This window comes from Megasphaera sp. AM44-1BH (assembly GCF_003467125.1).
Taxonomy (GTDB): domain Bacteria; phylum Bacillota; class Negativicutes; order Veillonellales; family Megasphaeraceae; genus Megasphaera.
Window position 1 is genome coordinate 1 of the sequence record NZ_QSFA01000029.1, and the last position, 23,364, is coordinate 23,364.

Genomic DNA, 23,364 nt, shown 5'->3' on the forward strand with positions numbered 1-23,364 from the left:
ATGACAGTTTTATTTTTTACTGTCTCTCATAGGGGGAGCATATCACTGATTTATGTTACCATTAATGTTACGCCTGTGGAGATTCTTCTCCATCGTGTTCCATGTCTTCCGCATCGGGACGGATGATACGGAGGATGGATGCTTCCGAACGTTGTCCCTTCCAGGCTTTATTCAAAATTTTCATAACGATGAATGCCAGAATAAGGCCGCCAATGAATCCGGCTGCAGCCGAACCATTTTCCGATAATCCCCATGACGGGCCCTGGGTATACAGGACAACGATGCTCAGGAGGACAATCAGCATGGGGATACCAAAGCCGATAAATCCACCGAGGGCAATATTCCGTTCCGGCAGGGCGAATTCGACGAAATCTCCTTTTTCAGCTCCGATTTCATTGCGTACCTCAATGGGAGCCGTGGCATTGCCGATAGACGACGCGTGACGCGAAAAAAGGCTCGTCCGGCTGGCCTTGATCAATACCATGTGGTCAGGCAGTATCTTTTCTACTACCCCGGTTTCTGTTCTCATACTATCTCTCCTATCGTCATCGTGTCCGTACATATAGCAAAACAGCACATCCTCCTGGATGTGCTGTAACCTGGTGGGCGATAACGGGCTTGAACCGCTGACATCCTGCTTGTAAGGCAGGCGCTCTCCCAGCTGAGCTAATCGCCCATAAAAATGGTGACCCCTGCGGGATTTGAACCCACGTTCACGCCGTGAAAGGGCGGTGTCTTAACCACTTGACCAAGGGGCCATGCAAAGGAAAATTATGGTGATCCACCCGAGATTCGAACTCGGGACACCCTGATTAAAAGTCAGGTGCTCTGCCAACTGAGCTAGTGGATCATATATGGCAGGGGTAGTAGGATTCGAACCTACGGATGACGGAGTCAGAGTCCGTTGCCTTACCGCTTGGCGATACCCCTGTATGGCTCCTCAAGTAGGACTCGAACCTACGACAAATCGGTTAACAGCCGATTGCTCTACCGACTGAGCTATTGAGGAATAAATGGAGCGGAAAACGAGGCTCGAACTCGCGACCCCCACCTTGGCAAGGTGATGCTCTACCACTGAGCTACTTCCGCATGACAAAAGGTATTTTACCACATTTGCACTAGCCTGTCAACACATTATTTTACGTATTGAATACTGGCTTTGTCTCAGGTGCGTTCATCGGAACGCTTAATTATAATACCAAATCACTTTGCTACTGTCAAGGGATTTTTCTAAAAAAATATATTTTTTTGCGGTTCATGACAAAGACCTGTATACAACAAAAAGAAACAGCCCCATGAAGCTCAGAGTGGCTTCATGGGGCTGTCTGTTTCTGGTGTGTGTAATGATGTGTAAAATAGTATCGTAAAAATGGAAGAGGTGTTATTTTTAGAAGGGAAGAGGTGTAAGGATGGGTGGATATGGTTTAGGAAAGGACTTTTGCGATGACCGGATCGAGTTCTTCCGGTGTCGTACTCGGCTCAAAGCGCTGGATCTGCGAGCCGTCACGGCTGACGAGGAATTTCGTGAAATTCCATTTTACGCCGTTGCCGTCGGCATTGTCCGGATAATACTGGGCGACGACCTGCTTAATAAGGCGCCCGCTTTCTTTATCCAGCTCATATCCGGCAAAGGGTGCCGCCTGAGTCAGGTACTGATAGAGGGGGATAGCCTGTCCGCCCCGTACGTCCACTTTGGCAAACAAGGGGAATGTCACACCATGGTTGATGCGGCAGAAGCTTTCAATGCTGTCATTATCGGCCGGTTCCTGTTCCAGGAACTGATTAGAAGGGAAGCCGAGAATGACCAGGCCTTTGTCTTTATATTTCTGATACAAGGCTTCCAGGCCATCATACTGCGGCGTAAATCCACATTTGCTGGCTGTATTGACGATAAGCAGGACTTTGCCTTTATACTGGCCCAGGGATACGTCGTTGCCCCGGATATCTTTGACGGTGTAATCGTATATGCTCATATGCAGACCTCCTGATTATAATTCATGGATCCGGCAGCCGCCGAATTCGGGAGAGCAGGCAGCGCCATCGAGAACATCAGCATCGCCCGTTTCGAAACTTTCTTTCCACAGGCCGTGAAGGTTGCAGTAGGCGTAGATTTCACCGGCATCGCCCGTTTCGAACGAAGCTTTCGGTTCTTCACCCGGTTTCAGGTAGTGGAAGTGGACGCCACTGTCATCGACCAGGGCAATCCATTCGATATAATGCTTTTCTTCCATGGGATGGGTAACGGAGCCGACGTGAACTTCCAGGTGTCCATCGATTTTCTGAAAAGCCGGTACGTGTTTTTCCTGTGCTGCATCGACCGAGCCGGCGACGAGATGGGTCAGTTTCTGACCATCATAGGCGACCGATTCCGGAGCCTGTCCGCCTGTGAGTACTAATACCTTGCCATCTATATTGTTGCGATAAAATTCTACGTGTTTCATGATTGGGTCCTCCTTTGATGGGAACGAAAGGGATGTATATATTGATTTCTGTAAGTGGAATGCATTTACTAGTGAATAATCATTTTTGATTACAAGCTAATTGTATACTAAAAAAGTCTACTTGTCAATAAGAAATAATAATTCTCTATTAATTATTTTTTTTCACAATCATCCGTTCTTCAGTCGCCGGCGGATACTACTGTTGGGGATATGCATTTTCAGGCGGAATTTCGTTATGGTCCGGCGGGTAATATGGATATCGGCGGCGGCAAAGCGGTCGGCCAGTTCCTGATCGGAATAGGGATGAGCCCCATCTTCGGATTCAATCAGTTCTGCCATTTTCTGCCGGATGGCCTGGTCAGAAATTTCCCCATCAGCCCCGCTGTCTCTCCGGTAGGACTGGGCAAAGAAATCCTGTATGGCATAGGTCCGGCGGTCAAAGAGGACATATCTGCCATGACAGACACGGCTCACGGTCGCCGTGCTCAGTCCCGTTTCGGCAGCTATATCTTTCTGGCGCAGGGGCTGCAGCGTATCGCCATAGAGGAAATGCCCCTCCTGATGACGTATGATACAATCCATGACCGTAAAAATAGACTGCCAGCGATAGGCCAGAGCCGACTGGAGGTCGAGGAAGGCTCTTCGTGCCTTGTGGATATAGGTCCGCGTATTTTTATCGCCTTGTTCTTCATATTCCTTATAGAGGTCTTCACGGAAAAACACTTCCGGCAGTTCTTCCAGTGAGCGGACTGCCAGATGGCCCGATTCATCAGTATAGATTTCCACGTCGGGACGGACGAACTCCGTTTCCGTCTCAGCCTGTCCGGCAGGCTGCAGAGCCAGTGTCTTCAGAAAATCCCGTATCGCCTGAAGATCCATATTGCTGAGTTCCATTTCTTTCTGCAGCTTCTGCCATTTCCCTGTGAGAAATTCCTGATAATGGTCCTGCAGCAGTTCTTCCGTCCGCGGCGGCGCATCATCATGGCGCCGGGTCTGGATCAGCAGGGCTTCACAGATAGAACGGGCCCCGATTCCCGGCGGATCAAAGGACTGTACCAGGGCCAGTCCCTTTTCCATGTCTTCCAGTGACAAGGCGTAGTCCTGTCCAAGAAGGTCCAGATTACCTGTAAAAAATCCTTTTTCATCGAGAGAGCGGATAACGAGGCCGGCTGCCAGCATGACAGACTTCGGAACATTTTGTACCCGCAGCTGTTTCATGAGCCCTGTTTCCAACGAATCGCCGCGGTTTTTGATATTGTCGATAGGCTTTTCCTTGCCGCTTCCTCCACTGGGCCGGACATCTTTGTAACGGATATCGAGAAGGGGATTGTCCGTCACCTGTTCATGGAGAAAATCGGTCAGATCCTGTGCGTGGAGCGTCAGCATCTGGATCGTCAGCCGCTGTATCTGGGACAATTTTGTTTTCTGTTCCAGTTTAAGCGCAATTTTTGCCATACTATCACGTCCTTTTACCTGTATGAAATAATTATACCATGATAAGTGGCAAAAAAAAGCCGTCCCACCATACTTTCTATTATCATGGGACGGCTGGCTTTATTCCAGGAAGAGGATCAAAGCTCCGATGCCGGGAATGACGGTCATGACGACTTTCAAAACTCTACGGGGAATACGCCGGGTAAATTTAGCTCCTATATAGGCCCCGGTCATGAGGCCGGCGACGACCTGGACAAACAAGGTGAAATCAAGATTGCCTTCCAGCAGATATCCCAGGCCGCCGAAGACGGCGATGGGCAGAATGACCAGCATAGTCGTACCGATGGCAATCGTAAGGGGCAGTCCGAACAGGATGAGCAGGACGAGCTGGATGAAAGGCGTCGCCCCGATGCCGAAGGTGCCGGACAGACAACCGACGACGAATCCGGCCGGAGCCGCCGTCAGCCAGAACCGGGAGCCGCTCTGTAGTTCTGCCGTCCCCACGTGGGAAAACGGCCCCGATTCAGGATGGTAAAGACGCAGGTACATGAGTACCATAGAGAGGACGAGCATGCCGCCTGTGAGCCAGTGCAGGTCTGCCGCAGGAATCATGGCTGCAATTTTGGCACCGGTAAACGCACCGGCAGCACCGAATACACCTACGGCAGTCCCCGTTCGGACGCGGACATTTCCTTCGCGGAAATGACTGACCGCTCCGGACAGGGTCGTAAAGGTCATGGCACTGAGGCTCGTACCCAGAGCCAGATGAATGGGCACGCCAAAAGCGGCCGTCAACACAGCAATGACCACACCGGCTCCGCCAGCCCCGGTCAGCCCCAGCAGGCACCCCATAACGAATAAAGTTATCAGAATCAACATTCCCATCACTCCTGTCTCATGTTATCTACGTATCACTATAGCACATTTTCTGCCATCTGTTACCTTTCTTTCTACCCAAAAGATATGCCAGGACCGCAAAAGGGCCCTGCCTCTAACGACGACAGAGCCCGTATGTATACACCTATATTATTTATAAAGCATGGGATATGCCCCCACTGCCGGAAAGAGAAGTTCTCTGCTGCGTCATGCCTCTCTTTCCAGACAATGGTTAAACAGCGGCAAATCCAGCGTCAAAGGCTTTCTGATTGACTTCGACGAATTTCGGTTTGACTGCCTTGGCAATAATAGCCTTCCAATCAATGTCGGTCATGCCTATTGCCTTGATGAGTGCCCCCAGGAGGACAACATTGGCGCTCTTGGGATTACCCAAGTCGGTAGCAATCTTTGTGGCATCAAGAGACATAGTCGGCACTTCCCGGGAAAGGCTTTCAATGATATGTTCCGGGTAGGTCCGGGACCCGGACAAAATCGGCATCGACGGAATCCGGTAGGTGTTGACGACAATTTTGCCATCTTTCTTCAAATATTTAGCATAGCGGGCCGCTTCCATTTCTTCAAAAGAGACGAGGAGATCTGCCGTCCCTTCCCCGATGATAGGAGAGTAGACTTTCTTGCCGAAGCGGACCTGAGTGCTGACACTGCCGCCACGCTGGCTCATGCCGTGTACTTCGCTCATTTTTACATCATATCCGTTTTCGATAAGTCCCATAGTCAGAATCTTACTGGCCAGAATCGTTCCCTGACCGCCGACGCCGACGAGAAGAACACTTTTTACATCACTCATGATTTATACCCCTTTCTGCTGATAGCTTTGACCGGGCAGACCTGCATGCAGACTTTACAGCCGACGCAGTCTGATTCCACAATTTCCGATTTCTTATCTTTCAGATTAAACCGTAATGCCGGGCAGCCTGTAGTCAGGCACTTCTTGCAGCCAATGCATTTTTCTTCATCGATGATGCATGGTGTCTTATCGAGATTGAATTCTTCCGCATCTTCGTGGGAGTATTTCTTGAGGACGCAGGGCCACTTGGTAATGATGACGACCGGTTCCTTTTCAATAGAATAAGCCCAGTCGAGGGTGGCTTTCATATCGGCCAGATTATTGGGATCGACTGTACGGACATTGCGGATGCCGAGGGCATGGACGACCCGTTCCACGTCGATGAGCGTCGTCGGTTCTCCCTTGATGGTATATCCCGTCCCAGGATTTTCCTGATGGCCCGTCATGCCCGTAATACGGTTATCGAGGATGACGCAGATCGTATTGGATTTATTATACGATACTTCCGTGAGGGCATTGATACCGGTATGGAAGAAGGTGGAATCGCCCATGACGGCTACGACCCGTTTCTGCTGGCCGCTGTCAGAGAAAGCCCGGACCAGTCCGTGGCCTACGGAAAAGGCACTGCCCATGCAGAGAGCCATGTCTTTGGCATTGAGCGGTTCGGCACCACCCAGGGCATAGCAGCCGATATCGCCGACCATGACCGTATCTTTGCGCTTGGCCAGTTCATAGAAGAAGCCACGGTGGGGACAGCCGGCACAGAGAGCAGGCGGACGGGGAACGAATAAGTCATCGGAAACGGTAACGCCTTCCTGGCCTTTATGGAGTATCGATTCTGCAATGATATTGGGGTTCAATTCATCGATGTTGGGAATGACGTCTTTCCCATGACAGGAAATGCCGGCGCGCTGGATTTGTTCTTCCATGAACGGATCCAGTTCTTCGACGACATACAGCGTATCGACTTTACCGGCAAAAGCGCGGATTTTATTCATAGGCAGGGGATAGGTAAAGCCCAGTTTCAGATACGATGCCTCATCGCCAAATACTTCTTTGCAGTAGTTATAGGATACGCCGGACGTAATGATGCCGATTTTCGTATCGTGCATTTCTTCAAAATTGAGCGGCGTCTGTTCACTGTATTCTTTCAGTTTCTGTTCCCGTTCTTCGACGACGTAACGGCGCACTTTGGAAATAGCCGGCACCGGATCCATCTTGTCCCGCTGTTTGACATAAGGAACGGCTTTGAACGGTACCCGTTCACCCAGTTCAACGAGGCTCTTGGAATGATCGACACGGGTCGTCATGCGCAGCATGACCGGCGTACCATAGGTTTCGCTGATTTTGTATGCTTCAGCCACCATATCCTTAGCTTCCTGGGAATCGGCCGGTTCCAGCATGGCAATCTTGGCAAACTTGGCATAGTTACGGTTGTCCTGTTCATTCTGGGACGAATGCATGCCCGGGTCATCGGCAGAAACGAAGACAAAGCCGCCGTTGATGGCCAGATAGGCAAAAGTAAAGAGCGGATCAGTTGCCACATTGAGACCTACCATCTTCATGGCTGCAAAGGAGCGGACGCCACCAATGGATGCGCCGATAGCTGCTTCCATGGCAACCTTTTCATTCGGTGCCCATTCGGAAGAAATATCATTATATTTAGCCACATTTTCCAGGATTTCTGTGCTGGGCGTACCGGGGTAAGCAGAAGCAAAGCTGACACCTGCTTCATATAATCCCCGGGCAATGGCTTCATTCCCCGTCATTAACTGTTTCATTCTGTTACCTCCTGTATATAGACGTATTGGAAAATTATCCCTGATGACACTTGCGTGCCTGGATGAGACTGCTCGTCGGAACAGCCTGGATTTCTTCGCACATGGAGCGTACGGTAGACAGGATCTTATCCAGATCATACCCCGTATCATACCCTAAAGCCTGCAGCATATGCACCAGATCTTCTGTCGCTATATTGCCTTTGGCGCCGGGAACGAAGGGGCAGCCGCCCAGGCCGCCGGCAGCGGCATCGAGGGACGTGACGCCTTCTTCGACGGCTGCATAGGCATTGGCCAGGCCCATGCCGTACGCATCATGGAGATGGACATCGATCTGACTGATATCGCAGATGGACTTCAGGGCCCGGATAATATCTTTGGTGTGGGCCGGATTGGAAATGCCTGCCGTATCGCCGAGGCCAATCCGGGTGACACCGACCTTAAAGGCTTCTTCACATAGATATTTGACCCGGTCTGCCGGCACGTCGTCCCCAAAAGGAGATCCCAGGGCACAGGCCATAGCCAGAGTCATCTTGACCCCTTTGACCTGGGATGCCATGGCTTTGAAGTTTTCCAATGATTCTTCTATGGTCCGGTTGGAATTGCGTTTATTGTGTTCTTCACTGGCAGAAATAACGAACTGGATGCTCGTCGCGCCAGCTTTAAGGGCATTTTCAATGCCTTTTCCATTCAGTGTCAGAGCCATAAATTCGATGTCTTTGCCAATTTCTTTCGCATACTTCTTACTTTCCTGCAGGACTTCCGCCGCATCCTTCATCTGGGGAACCCACTTGGGACTGACGAAGGAAACGAGATCGAACATGGTGGCACCGTAATCGATCATTTCTTTGATATATTTGACTTTTGTTTCCGTCGGAATAGGAATTTTATGATTCTGCCAGCCATCGCGGGGGCAGACTTCTACGACAGTTATCTTTTTACCCATGATTTTTCCTCCTATTTGACAGCGCCATCGGCCTGCATGGCCGCAATCTGTTCATCAGAATAGCCCAGTTCCTTCATGATATCCACATCGTCTTCCCCGAGATCCGGAGCCGATTTGCGGTATGTGCAGGGATAGGTATCCATCTTGATAGGATTGCCCAGGACCGTGAATTCACCGGCTTTTTTGTCGGGAACCTTGACCAGCATGTCTCTGGCTTCGACGATATTCTTATCGTTGCAGACGTCGGCAATGTCATAAATCGGTCCGGCCGGTACACCGGCATCGAGGATGATATCGACGACTTCCCGGCTCGTCTTGTCGCTGGCCCAGTCTTCGATGATTTTCTTCAGGGAATCGGCATTCTTTTTGCGCAGTTCCGTGTTTTCATATAAGGGATTCTGTGCCAGTTCAGGCATGCCCATAGCAGCCGAGAGATGTTCAAAATGTTTATCCGTCCCGCTGGCCAGTACGAAATAGGCATCCTTTGCTTTGAAGGAATCGTAAGGAGCGGAAGAAATATATTTGTTACCTGTCTTTTCAGGAACTTTGCCAGTATACAGATACTGCATGCATTTGGCTTCCAGACCGGAAACAATGGAATCGACAAGGGCTACATCGATTTTCTGGCCTACGCCAGTCTTCTGCCGCTTGATCAGCGATGCCAGGATGCCCATGCAGCAGTTCATGCCGGCCATCATATCGCCGATAGCCATACCGGCACGGGTCGGTTCCGAACCGGGCCATCCGGTGATGCTCATGGAGCCGCCCATAGCCTGGGCGATGAGGTCATAGCCGGGCCGGGAAGAATAGGGACCGTACTGGCCAAATCCGGAAATGGAAGCGAAGATGATGCGCGGATTCAGTGCCTTGCATTCTTCATAGCCGAATCCCAGTTTCTTGATGACGCCGGGACGCATATTTTCCAAAAGCACATCGGCCGATTTGACCAGTTCAGCGAAAACCTTTTTCCCGTCTTCCGATTTCAGATTGACGGCAAACCCGCGTTTATTCCGGTTCAGATTGCCAAAATACATACTGCGGCCCGTCTTTTCTTCCAGCGGCCGTGCATAGCGGCAAAATTCGCCTTTGGTCAGTAAATTTTCTACTTTAATGACATCGGCTCCCATATCGGCCAGAAACATCCCGCAGTAGGGACCAGCCAGAAAACCTGTAAAATCGAGAACCCGGATACCTTCCAATAAACCTTCCGTCATGTCTTTCACCTGTTCCTTTCTCATATATAAGATATATCACTAAGACTATTGCTATTCGTGAATATATATGAAATTTTAATGCCAAGTTGGAAAACAGCCATATACAGCACTTCCGCAGTATATAAACGGGACAGGTTTTAACCAGCGTATATATTTTTTTACATTAATTTGACATCCTATCCATTTTCCCGTACACTGGACGTGAGGTGAGGATATTGGAAAAAATCTGCTTCCTGGCCACTGACCAGGTCATGAAAAATAAAATCGAACAAGCCTTATGGAATCACACGAAAGAACCGGACAGTATGCCCATTGACGTATCTATCCTCGATTTCAAAAACATATTCGGGCAGGCGCGGGACATGATAAAAAATGGGGCACCGGTCCTCATCGCCAGCGGCGGCACCTATCAGGAACTGGCTCCTGTCATCCGTGAAGTCCCGGTCCTGCGTCTGTATATTTCAACCTACGATATCATGTATACACTGGAACAGGCACGGAAGTATAAAAAAATCTATCTTCTCCTGAATTCCAGTGTCATCTTCGAAAGTTCCATGTGCCCGCCGGAATTACGGAGCAAAACGGAAATATATACCTATAAAGACCGGCCTGACCTGGAACATCTTGTAGACAGTCTCGATGTCGGTCCCGATATGGCCATTGTCGGCACGGCCATCCTGCCGCGCATCACCAACATCCCTCTGCCCATATTTACCATCATGCCCAGCAATCCGACCATCTTTTCACTGTACCAGTATGCCCACGACCTGGCCTCATTCAATAAGCGGGAACGACAGCAGTTATCCCTGCTTTCCTCCGTATTGTCCCACGTCGATGAAGGCATTATCATGTACGATGCCGAAGGCACCATTTCCCATATCAACAAACAGGCCCGGCAGTTCCTGAAGATCAGAGAAGATGCCAAAGCCATGGAAACCATACTTCCCAGGCAGCAGGGAGACCATGCCTATACCTTTTCCAATACGATTATAGAAAAACCACCTTATACGCTCGTCCTGAATTCCTCACCCTTTTCCATCGATAAGCAGACCCGGTACATCCTGAGCATCCGCGATGTCACGCAGCTGCAGAAAATGGAAAAGAATATCCGTTATAAACTCTCCAAAACGGGGCTGACGGCAGTGCATCATTTCGACGATATCCTGACGGCGGATGCAAAAATGAAAGCTCTCAAGGCTACGGCGGAGACGATGGCCGCCTACGACGCACCGGTCCTTATCCAGGGAGAAAGCGGAACCGGCAAGGAGCTCTTCGCCCAGAGCATCCACAATGCCAGTCCCCGCCGCAACGGTCCCTTCGTCGCCGTCAACTGCGCCGCCCTGCCGCCGGAACTGCTGGAAAGCGAACTCTTCGGCTATGAAAGCGGTGCTTTTACCGGAGCCCGCAAAGAAGGTAAAGCGGGATTATTCGAGCTGGCCCACGGCGGAACGATTTTCCTCGATGAAATCAACAGCATGTCACCGGCTATCCAGTCCAAGCTCCTGCGTGTCCTGGAAACGAAGCAGGTCATGCGCATCGGCTCGGACTATGTCATTCCCCTCGACATCCGCATCATCTCCGCCACCAATACGGATATCATCGAAAAAATCAACGAAGGCTCGTTCCGTAAGGATTTATATTTCCGCCTGAATACTCTGACCCTTACCCTGCCATCTCTCGATGAACGACCTTCCGATATTGTCTATCTCTTTCTTCATTTCCTGTCGGGATTCGCCGGACACACCATAAAAAAATCAGCCCTTCCAGAACCACTCCGCCAGGCATTGCAGGATCACCACTGGTGGGGTAATATCCGGGAAATACGCAGTACGGCTTTGCGGTACTACATTTATGGGAAACCCGGTTCTCCTTCCTATGATTATCTCTTTGATCAGACGAATCACAAGAAACGGGCTCACCTCATCGATCCCCGGACATTCAAGCTGGATATGAAAAAGGCCCAGCATACCTTCCAGCAGCTGGTCATAAACGACTTGCTGGAACAGGGATATACGAAAACTGAAGTGGCTTCCATGCTCAACATCACCCGCCAGACTTTATTCAATCACCTGAAGTAAAGATGCCGGCAGACATAAAAAAGACGGAACCAAAATGACTGAGAAACTCATTTTGGTTCCGTCTCTGTTTATGCAATCTATTGCTATTTAGAGGGGACAGAGTATATTGGCAATGACATCAAAGAACAAGAATGTGCAGGCCATCAGTACCAGCAGGTTGGCACCGGCAATGACGAGAAGCTGGACGAATACTTTATTCTGTTGTTCTTTGGTAAACCGGTCTTTCAGTTCTACCGCCATGATGGCAATGATCATGGCGCCTCCCGTAGACATCGGGGAAATGCCACTGCAGGAGCCGCCGGCCGCGACGGCAGACATGAGGGCCACGGGATTGATGCCACCAATCTGCTGGGCGATGCCGACACTCATAGGCATCATCGTCGGGTAGACGACGCCCAGGGCCGAACTGACGAAACTCAGCAGGCCTGCCGACAAGGCCATGAAGGTGGATGCCGTCGATGGCGACATCATACCGGCCAGAATCTGTGTCAGGAGGGCAATGCCACCCGTTTTGGCCACGATATGAAGCAGGGCGCCCACACCGAGTACCATGAGGATCGTTCCCCAGGGAACGGATTTGATGCACTTGCCATCATCGGCAATATGACACAGCAGGAGGACAGCCGACACAATCAGGGCCGCCAGCCCGACGTTGACTTTGGCAAAAATGATCAGAGCCAGCATGGCGATGATGCCACCGAAAGAAATCCACTGTCTGGTCGTAAAGCTTTTCGTTCCTTCTTCGTCCCGTTCCATCTGTTCCGGCGCTTTGACTTTGTATCCTTTAAAGGCGATGAACAGCAGGACGGCCACTACGGCATTGAACAGCGTCACATTGACAATAATCGCCGGCACGGCACTGGCACTGCTGATTCCCGTATTTTCCAGAGCACTGAAAATAATGGCCGTTTCCGGAGTAATCGGAGAGAAGCGTCCGCCGGTCATACCACAGATGCCGATAAGTGACAACATGACCGGATTATAGCCGACCCGTATGCCGACGGCAATGCCCATGGGAATCATGATGGCCAGCACGGGGATACCGCCCGGTCCGGCACCGGTAATAATGCCTCCGGCAACAAACAACAGAATCGGGATGAGCCATAACCGCCGTCCGGCAACGGCGACGATTTTATGAGCCAGCAGCCCCAGCGCTCCCGTATCGTTGACGATAGAAAACAAAAGAGTAATACCAACTAAGGTAATGAATAAATTCCCATTGACGCCGGCAATAATTTCTTTGCCGGGCAGCCCGATCAGCATCGTGCAGGGGACTGCCAGTGCCAATGCCACAATACCGATATTTATCTTACGGATAAAAGCCAGTACGATGGCTGTAATAAAAAATAGAATAGAAATAATATCTGCTCCCATATCAGGATCCTCCTCGTATTCACTAATCCGGTATATCCGCACGTTCATCAATCCGGGGCCATACAATCACCAACTGATTCTATTATGCCCGTTTTCCTTATCCGTTTGCTATCCCCCTTCCTTGATTATATGAGATATGAAATATGCGTTTTTGTATTTACCATCGTATATGAAATTATAATGCCAAAACAAAAAACAGCTATCTACTGCGGTTTCCGGCCGTTTCTGGCAAAACAGCGGATTATGATGTATATATTTTTTTACATATATTTGACGTTTTGCATATATCCGTATGCCATACCCACTATGCACGACAGGACTTCAAAAAGACGGCCCAGGTATTTGAAATACAGGGAGAATCCTCGTACAATAGTACTGCATGAAATCTTTATTTTACAGACAGGTACATTATGGACGAAGAAAAATATTTAGAACTCATCAAAATCAATCCGCTGACAATCCGGCACATCGACCATCCGTCGCGGCGCCTGCAGATGGCCGCTGTAGAAGGAAATGGCCTTATGATACAATACATCAATCAGCCCGATGCCGCCATTCAGGAGGCCGCTGTCGCCAATAAGCCTGAAGCTATCCGCTATATCCGCCAGCCCATTCCGGGGCTGGCCGAAAAGGCCATCAAAGCCAACTGGTATAATCTGAGTTATATCAAGAATCCTCCAGAATCGCTGGTCCGTCTGGCACTGGAACAATCGGCCTGGGCTATCCGCTACGCAAAAAATCCCAGCGAAGATCTGCAGCTGGCCGCTATCGAAAAGAGCTGGGAATCCCTGCAGTATATCAAGGACCCCACACCAGCTGTGCAGCTGGCCGCTGTACGGCAGAACCCGGAAGCGTTGCGCTATATAGATTCTCCTACGACAGAAGCTGCCGATCAGGCTGTTGGCAGCGACGCGCGGACGCTGCGTTTTGTCATGCGTCTGACCCATGATCAGGCCCTGCATTTCCTGGGCATCAACGTGTCCGTACTGGCCGTGCTGCCACCGTCCATCCGCATCAGTGAAGACGAATGCCGGTCCGTACTCGGCCAGGTTCTTGCCCGTCCCGATGTACCGGAAAAATACGTCCGCAATCTCATCGGCTGCCGCGCACTGAAGCAGTTCTACCACTGGACGCCGGCCGATGTGCTGCGCCTCATCTATCACAAGGGCAGCCGCCGGGCCAGACAGATTGCCGTCGATGAACGGCTTCGTTTCAAACAGAACCGGGAGGAATCATAATGGATACTACACTGGCAGACCAGGCATTTGACCTGCGCAGACGCCTGGAAATCTGGGCCAATGATTATTATTTTCTGCCCGACACCAAAGACCGGGCTACGGAACTGCCGCCGTCACTGAAGGATGCCTTTTTCTCGTTTATCAGCCATCTCAGCCTGACCCTCATGGAAGACGAAGACAATTTCTTCGGTTACTTCTTTTTCCAGATGGGCAAAGAGCTGGACCTGACCCTCCGGGCTCCTACGGGAGTGACATTCCGCGGCACGAAATATATCCTTTTTTTTCAGCCCTTCCTGTTTCTGGAGCAGACGCCGGAGCAGATGCTCAGTTCGATCCGTCACGAAATCCTGCACATCGTGTTCCGCCATCTCCTGCGTGCCCGTGACCTTCGCAGCTCGTACAGCAAGCTGGCCCTCAATCTGGCCATGGATGCCATCGTCAATACGTACCTCGACCCCGTACCTGCCGACGGCGTGACCATCGAACGCATCAACGGCCAATATCAGCTCTACCTGACACCGTACGACACGCTGGAAAACTATGCCGAACAGATTCAGCGCGGCATCGACTGGAAGAAGAAGAGCAATACGACCACGACTGACCAGGTCACCGATTCCGACAAGCCCCAGTTCGACCCGGCCCACGCCCATGATTTGTGGGAAAGGGCAGACGCCGCCGACCCGCAGACGATGGTAAAATTTACAGAAAAATATCTCGACGACGCCGATAAAGGCGGTCTGCCGTCCCATCTGAGCAGTGCCATCGCCGCCATAAAAAGCGAAAATCCGGCCCTGCCCTGGGACTGGTATCTGCGCCGTATGGCCGGCACGCTGTCATGCGGTACCAAACACACGACAGCCCGCCTCAGCCGACGCCAGCCGTACCGTCTCGACCTGCGGGGCGAACTCCATCATTACAAAGCCCGCATCCTCGTCGCCCTCGACGTGAGCGGCAGCATCAGCGATGGCGAATTCCGTCAGGCCATGGAAGAAGTATTGCATATCGTTCAGACCCAGCGCGTGGAAATCACTGTCATCGAATGTGATGACCAGATAAAAAAAGTCTATCACGTCCGTTCCGTCCGCGACTTACAGGAACGCTATCCCTACCGGGGTGGAACGGCCTTTTCCCCGGTCTTTGCCTATGCCAACAAACATAAAATCGATCTGCTCATCTATTTTACCGACGGACAGGGAGAAGAGCGTCTGGAAGTCAAACCGGGAGGCTATAAAGTATTCTGGATTCTATCCGGCAAGGGGAAGACCTTGTCCCTCCACAATCCGCCGGGCCTCATCAAGCCACTGAAAACAAAAGAAGACATCACCCTTTCCGAACTGGATGACCCCCATAACGACGGCTATTCCATGAACAATCAGGAACCCATCGCCTTTACCTAAAAATCAAATCAGCCCGGGCAGGCTCATAACGAGTCCTGCCCGGGCTGATGCCATATCTGGCGTCGTATCGTCCTTCTATTTTGCCATCGCCGATTCAATTTCACGAAGCTTTTCTTCCAGTTCCCGGATCCGTTCATCCTGATTGGCTACTTTCTGTTCCAGTTCACTGCGGGACAGGCGGGTGTGGGAAGCGCCGCTGCCGATGCGGAAGGTGGCGCCGGCATTGACCATGGCTTCCCCGTTGCCAATCGTTCCGCCGACATTGAACATCACATCGCCGTTCGGATGATAGAACGCGCCGAGGGCTGCGGCGTTCTTATCGTGGTAATGGCCATACCCGACAGCGAATTCCAGGGTATTTTCCGGGTCATAATCGAGCGGATGGAGAGCCGCCAGTGCCGCTGCCCCGGCACCGATACGGTACATATCATCCGTCAATTTTGTATTCAGGCTGTCAAACCGGTTATTGACGTAGCCCACATTGGCCGCGCTGGTAGAATCTGACGGATTCGAAGCGATGCCGGTGAGGGTCCGTGTCTGCCCGTCTTTGCCACTGACATCAATCGCCTGTGCCGAACCGTTTTTATCGATAGTAATGGTATTCCCATCTGTTCTGGTAAGCATCGATTGATATACCGTACTTCCCGATACGGCACGCATATCGCCATCTGCAACAGCGCCATTGGCATTAACGGAGAGATCAAATGACTTAGAGCCATCTTCATTGACAGATTTCGTTACCTTCAGGGACTGATCGCTGCTGGTGACATCGCGGGTAGTCTGACCGACCGCTGCTGCATCATGGGCATTCAGGCCGTCGTGGATGTTGACCAAGCGGTTGTACGTATCGGCACCCTTGGTTGCATCGCCAAAGGAAACCGTCTGTGCTTCTGTCGCTACGGCATTTCTGCCAATAGCAGCTCCATAAGCGCCTTTGGCCACGGAACCAAAGCCGATAGCGAAGGAATTACTGGCTTCTGCCGTAGCAGACCCGCCGGCAATCCCCGTAGCACATTCACCGGCAACAATACCACCCTGACCCCCTATGGCCGTTGCCCAGTTGCCGGAAGCGGTATTATTGTAGCCACCACCTGCAAAGGAATATTTCCCGGAAGCGGTGTCCTTATGACCGCCTGCAATGGCGGCATAATCGCCCGATGCCGTATTGCTATACCCGCCACTGACAGCTGAATTGAGTGCCGTCGCCGTATTGCTGATTCCGGCCAGCACCGTACCGGCAGCCAGTGCCGGGGTCACGCAGGCAGGCATAGATACCAGCAATGCCACCAAAGATGCCCGTACAATCCGTTTCTTCATTATATCGTTCATATTACCGCCCCTTTATATGAGTAAATTGAACCTAAAGCAACAACAGTTCATTCTCACTTGTATTCTAAAAGGGGTATGTAAAATCAGATATAAGAAATAAATTATATTGCGTAAATTTCCGGCCTGACCATATTATCTAAAGCCATGAATCCCTCACGGCAGATGGACTCAGACTTGTTCCCATAAACGTGGCAATTCTTTCCGGCTGCCAATGATTACTTTTTCTCCTATATGGGGTGTTGGTAATGTCCGTGGCTGCCCTTTACTAAAGGCGGACAGGTCCTGCAAGGGCGCCTGCCAGTAAAACTTTTTAGATTGGAAGAGGCAGATCATCCTGTCCGCTATAGGCAACTTAATATAAGCCCGTCTTGATGTGAGGCACATAAGGAGCTTCCAAGGCCTTGATTTCCTCCTCATCGAGCTGGATATCCAAAGCCGATACGGCTTCTTCAATATGGCGGGCGCTGGTCGTGCCGACGATAGGCGCCGTGATATACGGTTTGCTGAGCATCCAGGCCAGGGCTTCCTGGGCCATGGTGCGGCCGTGTTCGCGAGCTACCTTTTCCAAGTTGTCGACGACGACCTTGTCCTGGGCATCGGTCACCCCCCACACCATAGGCGATACGTCATCGACGCGGTTCCGTTCCGTCACCGTCCCCCAAGGATGGGCGCAGCGGCCACCGGCCAGCGGACTCCAGGGGACGACGGCCATCTTGCGGTCCTGGCAGAGTGGCAGGATTTCCCGTTCTTCCTCGCGATAAATCAGATTATACTGCGGCTGAAGAGAGGTAAACTTCGTCCAGCCATGGCGTTCGGCAATCTGCTGCATCCGTTCCAGCTGCCAGGCAAAAATCGTCGAGGCTCCGATGTAGCGGGCTTTGCCGCTCTTGACGACATCGTGCAGGGCCTCCATGATTTCTTCCATCGGCGTATAGGGATCCAGGCGGTGGATCTGATAGACATCAACGTAGTCCAAGCCCAGCCGTTCCAGGCTGTGGTCGATTTCCGCCATGATATTCTTGCGGGACAGGCCGCCGCCGTTGGGCCGGCCCGGACGCATTTCAAAATTGACTTTCGTCGCCACGACGATTTCATCGCGGTCCAAACCAAAATCGCGGATATACCGGCCGGTGATTTCCTCACTGGTCCCCATCTGATAGACATTGGCCGTATCGAAATAATTGATGCCCAGTTCAATGGCCCGCTTGAAAATGGCCTTGCCGTCTTCATAATCTTTCGCCCACGGGAAGACGCCGTTTTCCTTTCCCGGTTTACCGAAACTCATCATACCCAGGCAAATGCGGGACACGTCCATCCCTGTATTGCCAAATTTTACATATTCCATCTCATTGTCCTCCTTATCCTCTCAGTATCATAAATATACTTATAACCGCTTCACTATCCGGGCCGGTACCCCGACTGCCACGGCATTGTCAGGCACATCTTTCGTTACGACAGAACCCGTGCCGACGATGGCATTCTCACCAATGGTCACACCAGGCAGGATACTGACTCTTGCTCCAATCCAGGCGTTCTTTTTGATATGGATTTCCCTGGTCATGACGGTACGGATATGCTTCGGCTCATGGTTTACCGTGAAAAGGCCCACTTCCGGCCCCAGCATGGCGCCGTCTTCAATGGTCACCGTGCCCAGGGACATGACCGTCAGATTGTGATTGGCAAAGACATTCTTGCCCAGGAACACCCGGCAGCCGCAGTCAATCTGCAAGGGCGGCGTCAGATAGGTTCCCTCTTCCAGCCGTCCGTCCAAAAGCTCCATTTCCTTGCGCCGTATTTCTGCTTTGTCCCGGGTGTCCGTCAAGTTGATCTGCTGGCAAAGATACCCACAGCGGTCCAATTCTCCATGGACCTGTTTCTGATAGTCTTTATTGCGGATATCATAGGCCTTGCCCTGCCTCATTTCCTCAAAAACGTTCATTTTCGTTCTTTCCTCCCCGCTTCTTCAACTTTGCCCCGTGCCCAGACGGAAACTTCCGCTGCCGACTCTGCAGCTCCGGCCCCGTGGATGGCCAGTCCTCTGACCACGTCCGCTTTCGGGCAGATCCTTTTAAGTTCCCGTCCGCTGATTCCCATGCCACTTCCTTCGTGGGTGCAGAACGGGATGAGGGTCTTGCCGCTCATATCATAGTTCTCCAGGAATGTATAGACAGCCATGGGCATGGTCCCCCACCAGTTGGGATAACCCAGGAAAACCGTATCGTATCCGTCCACGCTGTCCAGAAAATTTTTCAGTTCCGGACGGGCTTTGGCCCGCAGTTCCTCTTTGGCTGCTTCGGTACACCGGGTATAGTCCTCAGGATATTCTCTGACAGTTTCGATTTCAAACAAATCACCACCTACTGCCTGCTGAATGAATTCAGCCACCCGTTCCGTATTCCCCTTGGCCAGATTTTTGATCTGGCCATTTACATAGTTCTGTCCCTTACGGGAAAAATAAGCAATCAGGATATTCGCCATCTTATTTTCTCCTCTCTTTTTCGCTCAATTACGAGTTGCTGTGTCCACCGAAAACATCAAACGTCATGCCGTCAAGCAGGGAATCTATCCGCTCGAGTTCCAATGGGTCAAGTCGTATATGTCCCGCGCCCAGGTTCTCCTTGAGCCGTGAAACCTTGCGGCTGCCCGGGATTGGCACGATATATGGCTTCTTGTTGATCATCCAGGCCAGGGAAATCTGTGCCGGCGTGGCATGTTTTTCCTGAGCCAGCTTTTCCAGCATGGCACGCAGCTCCTCACTCTGCTGCATTCCCTTTTCTGTGAACTGAGGCATATCACTACGGTAATCCCCCTTCTCCGTGAATTTGGTTGCCCGATGATAGGCTCCCGTCAGCAGCCCGTTGGCCATGGGTGAAAAAGCCACAAATGCAATGGACAGTTCCTCTAATACAGGAAACAACGCCTCATGCCAGCGCGCTATCATCGAGTAGCGGTTTTCCACCGCCGTCACAGGACATATCTTATGGGCACGGCGCAAATATTCCTCATTGGCCTCGGAAATGCCCCAATAGCGGATTTTCCCTTCCTTGATCAGGTCCTTCATGGTCTCTGCTACGGCCTCCGGCTCTGTCTGGGGATCGATACGATGCTGATAGTAAAGGTCAATATACTCCAGCCCCAGCCGCTTCAGGCTGCCTTCCACTGATTTGCGGATTACGGCCGGACAGCTGTCCAGTTTCAGAGAACGGTCAACATTATGCCTTACACCGAATTTTGTAGCGATAACGACTTTATCCCGCACATCACGCAGTGCTTCTCCCACCAGTTCTTCATTATATGAAGTGGAACCATCAGCATTTTCCCCGATATAGCACTCTGCCGTATCAAAAAAATTATAACCCATATCATAAGCACTGCGGATATTCTTTACAGCTTCTGTCTTTTCCATAGCCAGTCCATAGGCATGGCTGAAGCCCATACAACCAAGCCCTACCGGATTGACATACAAATCGCTGTGTCCCAGTCTTCTCATTTCCATAAAGCAAACCTCCTCATAAACTGAATTACTTCACAAAGCTGAGTTTTTTTATTTATCCAATCCGTTTTTATGGAGCCAATCCAGTGCCAGCTTCATGATTTCTTCGTTGTTCTTTTCCTGCATGAGGAAATGGGAATTCCCCTTGATACCTATATCCGGCAGATGCACCAGAGTGGCATCACCGCCATGGCTATTGAGGGTATCCACGAACTGTTGGGCCATGGCATATTCCGTGCCCCACTTATCTTCGCCGACATTTTCCGAACCGATCTTAATGTAATCCCCATAATAGAGGACAATCGGAATCCGGGTGAGTTTTAGGAAGTCTGCCATGGGTACTCCCATGGCAGAGGCAGACAGTGCTTTAAACCTTGCTTCCGTGATTTTCGGCATTTCTGTTTCAGGGAAGACAAAGGGCGTGCCTCCGGGCTCATAGGCAATGATGGCTTTTACCTTGTCGGAACGAATGGCCGTACGCCAGCCAATGGTACCGCCCATGGAATGGGTGACCAGGATGGCACCATCCTTTTGCTGATCCACCAGCTTTGCGAGCACATCGGCATTGAGGTCGTTATCGAGTGGGCCAGAACCGATTGTCCAGCTCTGCTGGAATGCCTGGTAATTCTTTTCCCCTGCCGGGAACTGTGCATTGGGAACGGGATTTCCCTCCTTGTCATAATGGCCGATACGGGACAAGACATAAAGGGTCTTGTCGCCATACATGGGATTGGATGCCCAAGGCGTATCCGGTGTCACGGCCTCCGTGGAAAGATTGGCTTCACCACTGCGGGGCTGGTCAACCAGATACACAGAATACCCGGCCCGTATAAACAGGGTATTAAATCCCTCCCGGCCATCAGGCCCGGATTCCCAGGTGCGTTTGGACTGGGCACCGCCATGCTGGAAAATCAGCGGCAGTTTCTTGGCCTTTACGGGTTTCTGATATTCCACATAGGCAAAATCCCCATAGGCCCGCTGGCCTTCTTCGGCTGTGAAATTTTCCTGCCTGAACGTTCCCGGTTTTTCTTTATAGGCCCCTCCAACCGTAAAAGAACCCTGTTCCGCGATGACAAGCGGTTTCTTTGCCGCCGCATCCACAGGAGATGCCACGTACATTCCCAAAACCAGGATGACTCCGAAAGCGATGGATCGCCATAATTTCATAGATAGTATCCTCCTATTCTCCAGTCTCCCCTGTCACCGAGCAGCGCCGGGACAGGGCTGGATGAATCCCTTATCGATCCGCAGGGAAGCCGAGTCCTTTCAGCCACTGATGTACTTGAGGGCTGACAGTTCCCGGCTGCTGCTGGGCTCGTTTTCCTTCTACGCCAAAGCCTTTCGCCATCACGGCCCCTTTGGCATGCTGCGGGAAGGAACTTTCCTGGCCAGTCAGTACATCACCCGCAGACGTGCAGAAAGGAATGATGATTTTCCCCGTGAAGTCATGGCTTTCCAGGAAGGTGTAGACAATCATCGGCGCATCGCTCCACCAAATAGGATACCCCAAAAAGACGACGTCATAGGAATCCCAGTCCGGTACATCGCCGGTCAGCTTAGGACGGGCCTGTTCCTGTTTTTCCTGTTGTGCCCGACGGGTCGTATCCTGGTAGCCGTCCGGATAAGGCTCAGCGGGACGGATTTCAAAGAGTGTCCCGCCCGTTTCCTGGGCAATCATATCCGCTACGATGTGGGTATTGCCTTTCTGGATATAGCCGACCTGATAGTTTTCCCCGGCCCGTGAAAAATAGGCGATGAGGATTTTCTTCCCCTTGAGATTCCCCAGATCCGTCTGGGCTTCCTGCTGCCGGGAAGCCGGCGGCGTAGCCTGGGAAACGCTGTCCACCGACTTGGGGCGGCCGTTTCCGAGCACCATGAGAAATCCCAGCAGTAACACTGATATCAGCAAAAAGACGAGGGTATCTTTATATTGTTTCATCACAGCAAGCTCCTTATCAGTGCGTTTCTTTCAAATACTGCAAGTCGCCGAACCAGTACGACGCCGTCGTCCCGCCGTCGATGAGGAAGTCGCTCCCTGAAATGAAGCGGCCTTTATGGCTCATGATGAACTCAGCTAGGTCGCCGACTTCATCCGGGCTGCCGGCGCGACCGGCCGGGCAAAGGGACAACATCTTGCGGTAGCCTTCTCCGCGGGGCCCGTGGAGTTCGTCGTTGGCCAGCGGCGTAATGATGATGCCCGGGCTGATGGAATTGACCGTCGCTCCGCGATGGCCCCAGCGGGTGGCTTCATACATGACGCGCAGGACGTTGCAGCGCTTGGAATACTGATATGCCTTCAGGGTATCCGTGATTTCTCGGAGAAACGGAAGGTCCAGCAGCTCTTCTGTCGGCGTCGTGGCCAACTGCTCATTTTCCTCCGGCGTCAGCGCTCCCAGGCGATGGCCGGACTGCGATGAAATGATGATGCCCGAACCACCGGCAGCGATGACCTTGCCGAATTCTTCCAAGAGGACGGCCGTCCCGTATAAATCGACTTTCAGGATTTGGGAGACCGGTGCCTGTGACGGCGATACGCCGGCAGCATCGATGAGGTATTTGATGGCCCCGAATTGTTTGGCGTGTTCAATGAGCTCAATGATAGACTGACGCGACGAAATATCGACAGCCAGCGTACTCGTTTCAAATCCCGCATCTTCCAGGACCTTGGCAGCCTGACCGGCATGTTCCTGTTTCAAATCAGCCAGCACGATATGGCGGCCGGCTCCGACGCGGCGGGCAATAGCCTGTCCAATCTGGCCGGACCCAACCAACACGACGACTTCTTTGGCATTGACATTCATAAGATGACCTCCTGTATATAAAAAGTATACGATTCAAAAAGTGACTGGCAGGAGTGTTCGTTCCTGCTGACATAGTTATTTTACGAAATCTGCCATTTTTAAACAATTTCACTTTCAAGGGCTTTCCATTAGTTTTACTTATGTGAAAAAAGAAGGT

At 51.5% G+C, this 23,364-nt stretch carries 21 protein-coding genes and 6 tRNA genes; 3 read left to right on the forward strand and 24 right to left on the reverse strand.

Going from position 1 to position 23,364, the window contains the following annotated elements; translation table 11 throughout:
- Positions 1 to 67: 67 nt before the first annotated feature.
- The 15 genes from DW949_RS12470 to DW949_RS12540 form a co-directional block, all read right to left on the reverse strand.
- Positions 68 to 529, reverse strand: coding sequence for a SoxR reducing system RseC family protein (locus tag DW949_RS12470; RefSeq protein WP_158570688.1), 462 nt, complete (start codon positions 527 to 529; stop codon positions 68 to 70).
- A 71-nt stretch (positions 530 to 600) separates the two neighbouring features.
- Positions 601 to 676 (reverse strand) — tRNA-Val (locus DW949_RS12475).
- 7 nt (positions 677 to 683) lie between these two features.
- Positions 684 to 758, reverse strand: a tRNA-Glu gene (locus DW949_RS12480).
- Positions 759 to 774: 16 nt separating this feature from the next.
- A tRNA-Lys gene (locus DW949_RS12485) sits at positions 775 to 850 on the reverse strand.
- Positions 851 to 855: 5 nt separating this feature from the next.
- Positions 856 to 930: transfer RNA gene (locus DW949_RS12490), tRNA-Gln, on the reverse strand.
- A gap of 3 nt (positions 931 to 933) precedes the next feature.
- A tRNA-Asn gene (locus tag DW949_RS12495) sits at positions 934 to 1,009 on the reverse strand.
- 5 nt (positions 1,010 to 1,014) lie between these two features.
- Positions 1,015 to 1,089, reverse strand: a tRNA-Gly gene (locus DW949_RS12500).
- A gap of 335 nt (positions 1,090 to 1,424) precedes the next feature.
- Positions 1,425 to 1,973: a glutathione peroxidase gene (locus tag DW949_RS12505; RefSeq protein WP_118023534.1), complete on the reverse strand. Its 549-nt coding sequence runs from the start codon at positions 1,971 to 1,973 to the stop codon at positions 1,425 to 1,427.
- A gap of 15 nt (positions 1,974 to 1,988) precedes the next feature.
- Positions 1,989 to 2,441: a desulfoferrodoxin family protein gene (locus DW949_RS12510; RefSeq protein WP_118023535.1), complete on the reverse strand. Its 453-nt coding sequence runs from the start codon at positions 2,439 to 2,441 to the stop codon at positions 1,989 to 1,991.
- A gap of 168 nt (positions 2,442 to 2,609) precedes the next feature.
- Complete coding sequence (gene rpoN / locus DW949_RS12515; protein WP_118023536.1) at positions 2,610 to 3,896, reverse strand: RNA polymerase factor sigma-54; 1,287 nt, start codon at positions 3,894 to 3,896, stop codon at positions 2,610 to 2,612.
- A gap of 99 nt (positions 3,897 to 3,995) precedes the next feature.
- The gene (locus DW949_RS12520; RefSeq protein WP_118023537.1) at positions 3,996 to 4,754 is read right to left on the reverse strand and encodes a sulfite exporter TauE/SafE family protein; all 759 of its coding nucleotides are present in this window, start codon (positions 4,752 to 4,754) and stop codon (positions 3,996 to 3,998) included.
- A gap of 229 nt (positions 4,755 to 4,983) precedes the next feature.
- Positions 4,984 to 5,559 carry an indolepyruvate oxidoreductase subunit beta gene (locus DW949_RS12525; RefSeq protein ID WP_118023538.1) on the reverse strand — a complete coding sequence of 192 codons (576 nt, stop codon included), beginning with the start codon at positions 5,557 to 5,559 and terminating at the stop codon, positions 4,984 to 4,986.
- Entirely contained in the window at positions 5,556 to 7,340 is a 1,785-nt protein-coding gene (iorA, locus tag DW949_RS12530; RefSeq protein ID WP_118023539.1) for an indolepyruvate ferredoxin oxidoreductase subunit alpha, read from the reverse strand. The genes DW949_RS12525 and iorA overlap by 4 nt, the downstream gene beginning before the upstream one ends.
- 34 nt (positions 7,341 to 7,374) lie before the next feature.
- Complete coding sequence (locus DW949_RS12535; protein WP_118023540.1) at positions 7,375 to 8,283, reverse strand: hydroxymethylglutaryl-CoA lyase; 909 nt, start codon at positions 8,281 to 8,283, stop codon at positions 7,375 to 7,377.
- A gap of 11 nt (positions 8,284 to 8,294) precedes the next feature.
- Positions 8,295 to 9,497, reverse strand: coding sequence for a CaiB/BaiF CoA-transferase family protein (locus DW949_RS12540; RefSeq protein ID WP_118023552.1), 1,203 nt, complete (start codon positions 9,495 to 9,497; stop codon positions 8,295 to 8,297).
- Between the two features lie 206 nt (positions 9,498 to 9,703).
- Here DW949_RS12540 and DW949_RS12545 point away from each other — a divergent pair, with 206 nt between their 5' ends.
- On the forward strand, positions 9,704 to 11,575 hold the full coding sequence (locus tag DW949_RS12545; protein ID WP_233539601.1) for a sigma 54-interacting transcriptional regulator: 1,872 nt from the start codon (positions 9,704 to 9,706) through the stop codon (positions 11,573 to 11,575).
- Between the two features lie 87 nt (positions 11,576 to 11,662).
- On the opposite strand, the gene DW949_RS12550 is transcribed toward DW949_RS12545, so the two are convergent.
- Positions 11,663 to 12,949 (reverse strand): SLC13 family permease, encoded by a 1,287-nt coding sequence (locus DW949_RS12550; RefSeq protein ID WP_118023542.1) that lies wholly within the window; start codon positions 12,947 to 12,949, stop codon positions 11,663 to 11,665.
- 410 nt (positions 12,950 to 13,359) lie between these two features.
- On the opposite strand from DW949_RS12550, the gene DW949_RS12555 reads away from it, so the two are divergent.
- Entirely contained in the window at positions 13,360 to 14,187 is an 828-nt protein-coding gene (locus DW949_RS12555) for a hypothetical protein (RefSeq protein ID WP_118023543.1), read from the forward strand.
- A complete protein-coding gene (locus DW949_RS12560; RefSeq protein ID WP_118023544.1) occupies positions 14,187 to 15,584 on the forward strand; it encodes a VWA-like domain-containing protein in 1,398 nt (465 codons plus the stop codon). The genes DW949_RS12555 and DW949_RS12560 overlap by 1 nt, the downstream gene beginning before the upstream one ends.
- A 75-nt stretch (positions 15,585 to 15,659) precedes the next feature.
- Here the strand turns inward: DW949_RS12560 and DW949_RS12565 are convergent, their stop codons facing one another.
- The 8 genes from DW949_RS12565 to DW949_RS12600 all read right to left on the reverse strand — a co-directional run bounded on the left by DW949_RS12565 (position 15,660) and on the right by DW949_RS12600 (position 23,207).
- Positions 15,660 to 16,913, reverse strand: a complete 1,254-nt coding sequence (locus tag DW949_RS12565; RefSeq protein WP_118023545.1) for a YadA-like family protein — start codon at positions 16,911 to 16,913, stop codon at positions 15,660 to 15,662.
- A 352-nt stretch (positions 16,914 to 17,265) separates the two neighbouring features.
- Positions 17,266 to 18,258: an aldo/keto reductase gene (locus DW949_RS12570; protein WP_118023546.1), complete on the reverse strand. Its 993-nt coding sequence runs from the start codon at positions 18,256 to 18,258 to the stop codon at positions 17,266 to 17,268.
- A 39-nt stretch (positions 18,259 to 18,297) separates the two neighbouring features.
- Entirely contained in the window at positions 18,298 to 18,852 is a 555-nt protein-coding gene (locus DW949_RS13895; RefSeq protein WP_118023547.1) for a DapH/DapD/GlmU-related protein, read from the reverse strand.
- Positions 18,849 to 19,391 carry a flavodoxin gene (locus tag DW949_RS12580; protein WP_118023548.1) on the reverse strand — a complete coding sequence of 181 codons (543 nt, stop codon included), beginning with the start codon at positions 19,389 to 19,391 and terminating at the stop codon, positions 18,849 to 18,851. Before DW949_RS12580 ends, DW949_RS13895 begins: the two co-directional genes overlap by 4 nt.
- A 28-nt stretch (positions 19,392 to 19,419) precedes the next feature.
- Positions 19,420 to 20,409 (reverse strand): aldo/keto reductase, encoded by a 990-nt coding sequence (locus DW949_RS12585; protein ID WP_118023549.1) that lies wholly within the window; start codon positions 20,407 to 20,409, stop codon positions 19,420 to 19,422.
- Between the two features lie 48 nt (positions 20,410 to 20,457).
- Complete coding sequence (locus DW949_RS12590; protein ID WP_199595921.1) at positions 20,458 to 21,573, reverse strand: alpha/beta fold hydrolase; 1,116 nt, start codon at positions 21,571 to 21,573, stop codon at positions 20,458 to 20,460.
- Positions 21,574 to 21,643: 70 nt separating this feature from the next.
- Positions 21,644 to 22,345 carry a flavodoxin gene (locus DW949_RS12595; RefSeq protein ID WP_118023550.1) on the reverse strand — a complete coding sequence of 234 codons (702 nt, stop codon included), beginning with the start codon at positions 22,343 to 22,345 and terminating at the stop codon, positions 21,644 to 21,646.
- A gap of 16 nt (positions 22,346 to 22,361) precedes the next feature.
- Entirely contained in the window at positions 22,362 to 23,207 is an 846-nt protein-coding gene (locus DW949_RS12600; RefSeq protein ID WP_118023551.1) for an SDR family oxidoreductase, read from the reverse strand.
- Positions 23,208 to 23,364: the final 157 nt, after the last annotated feature.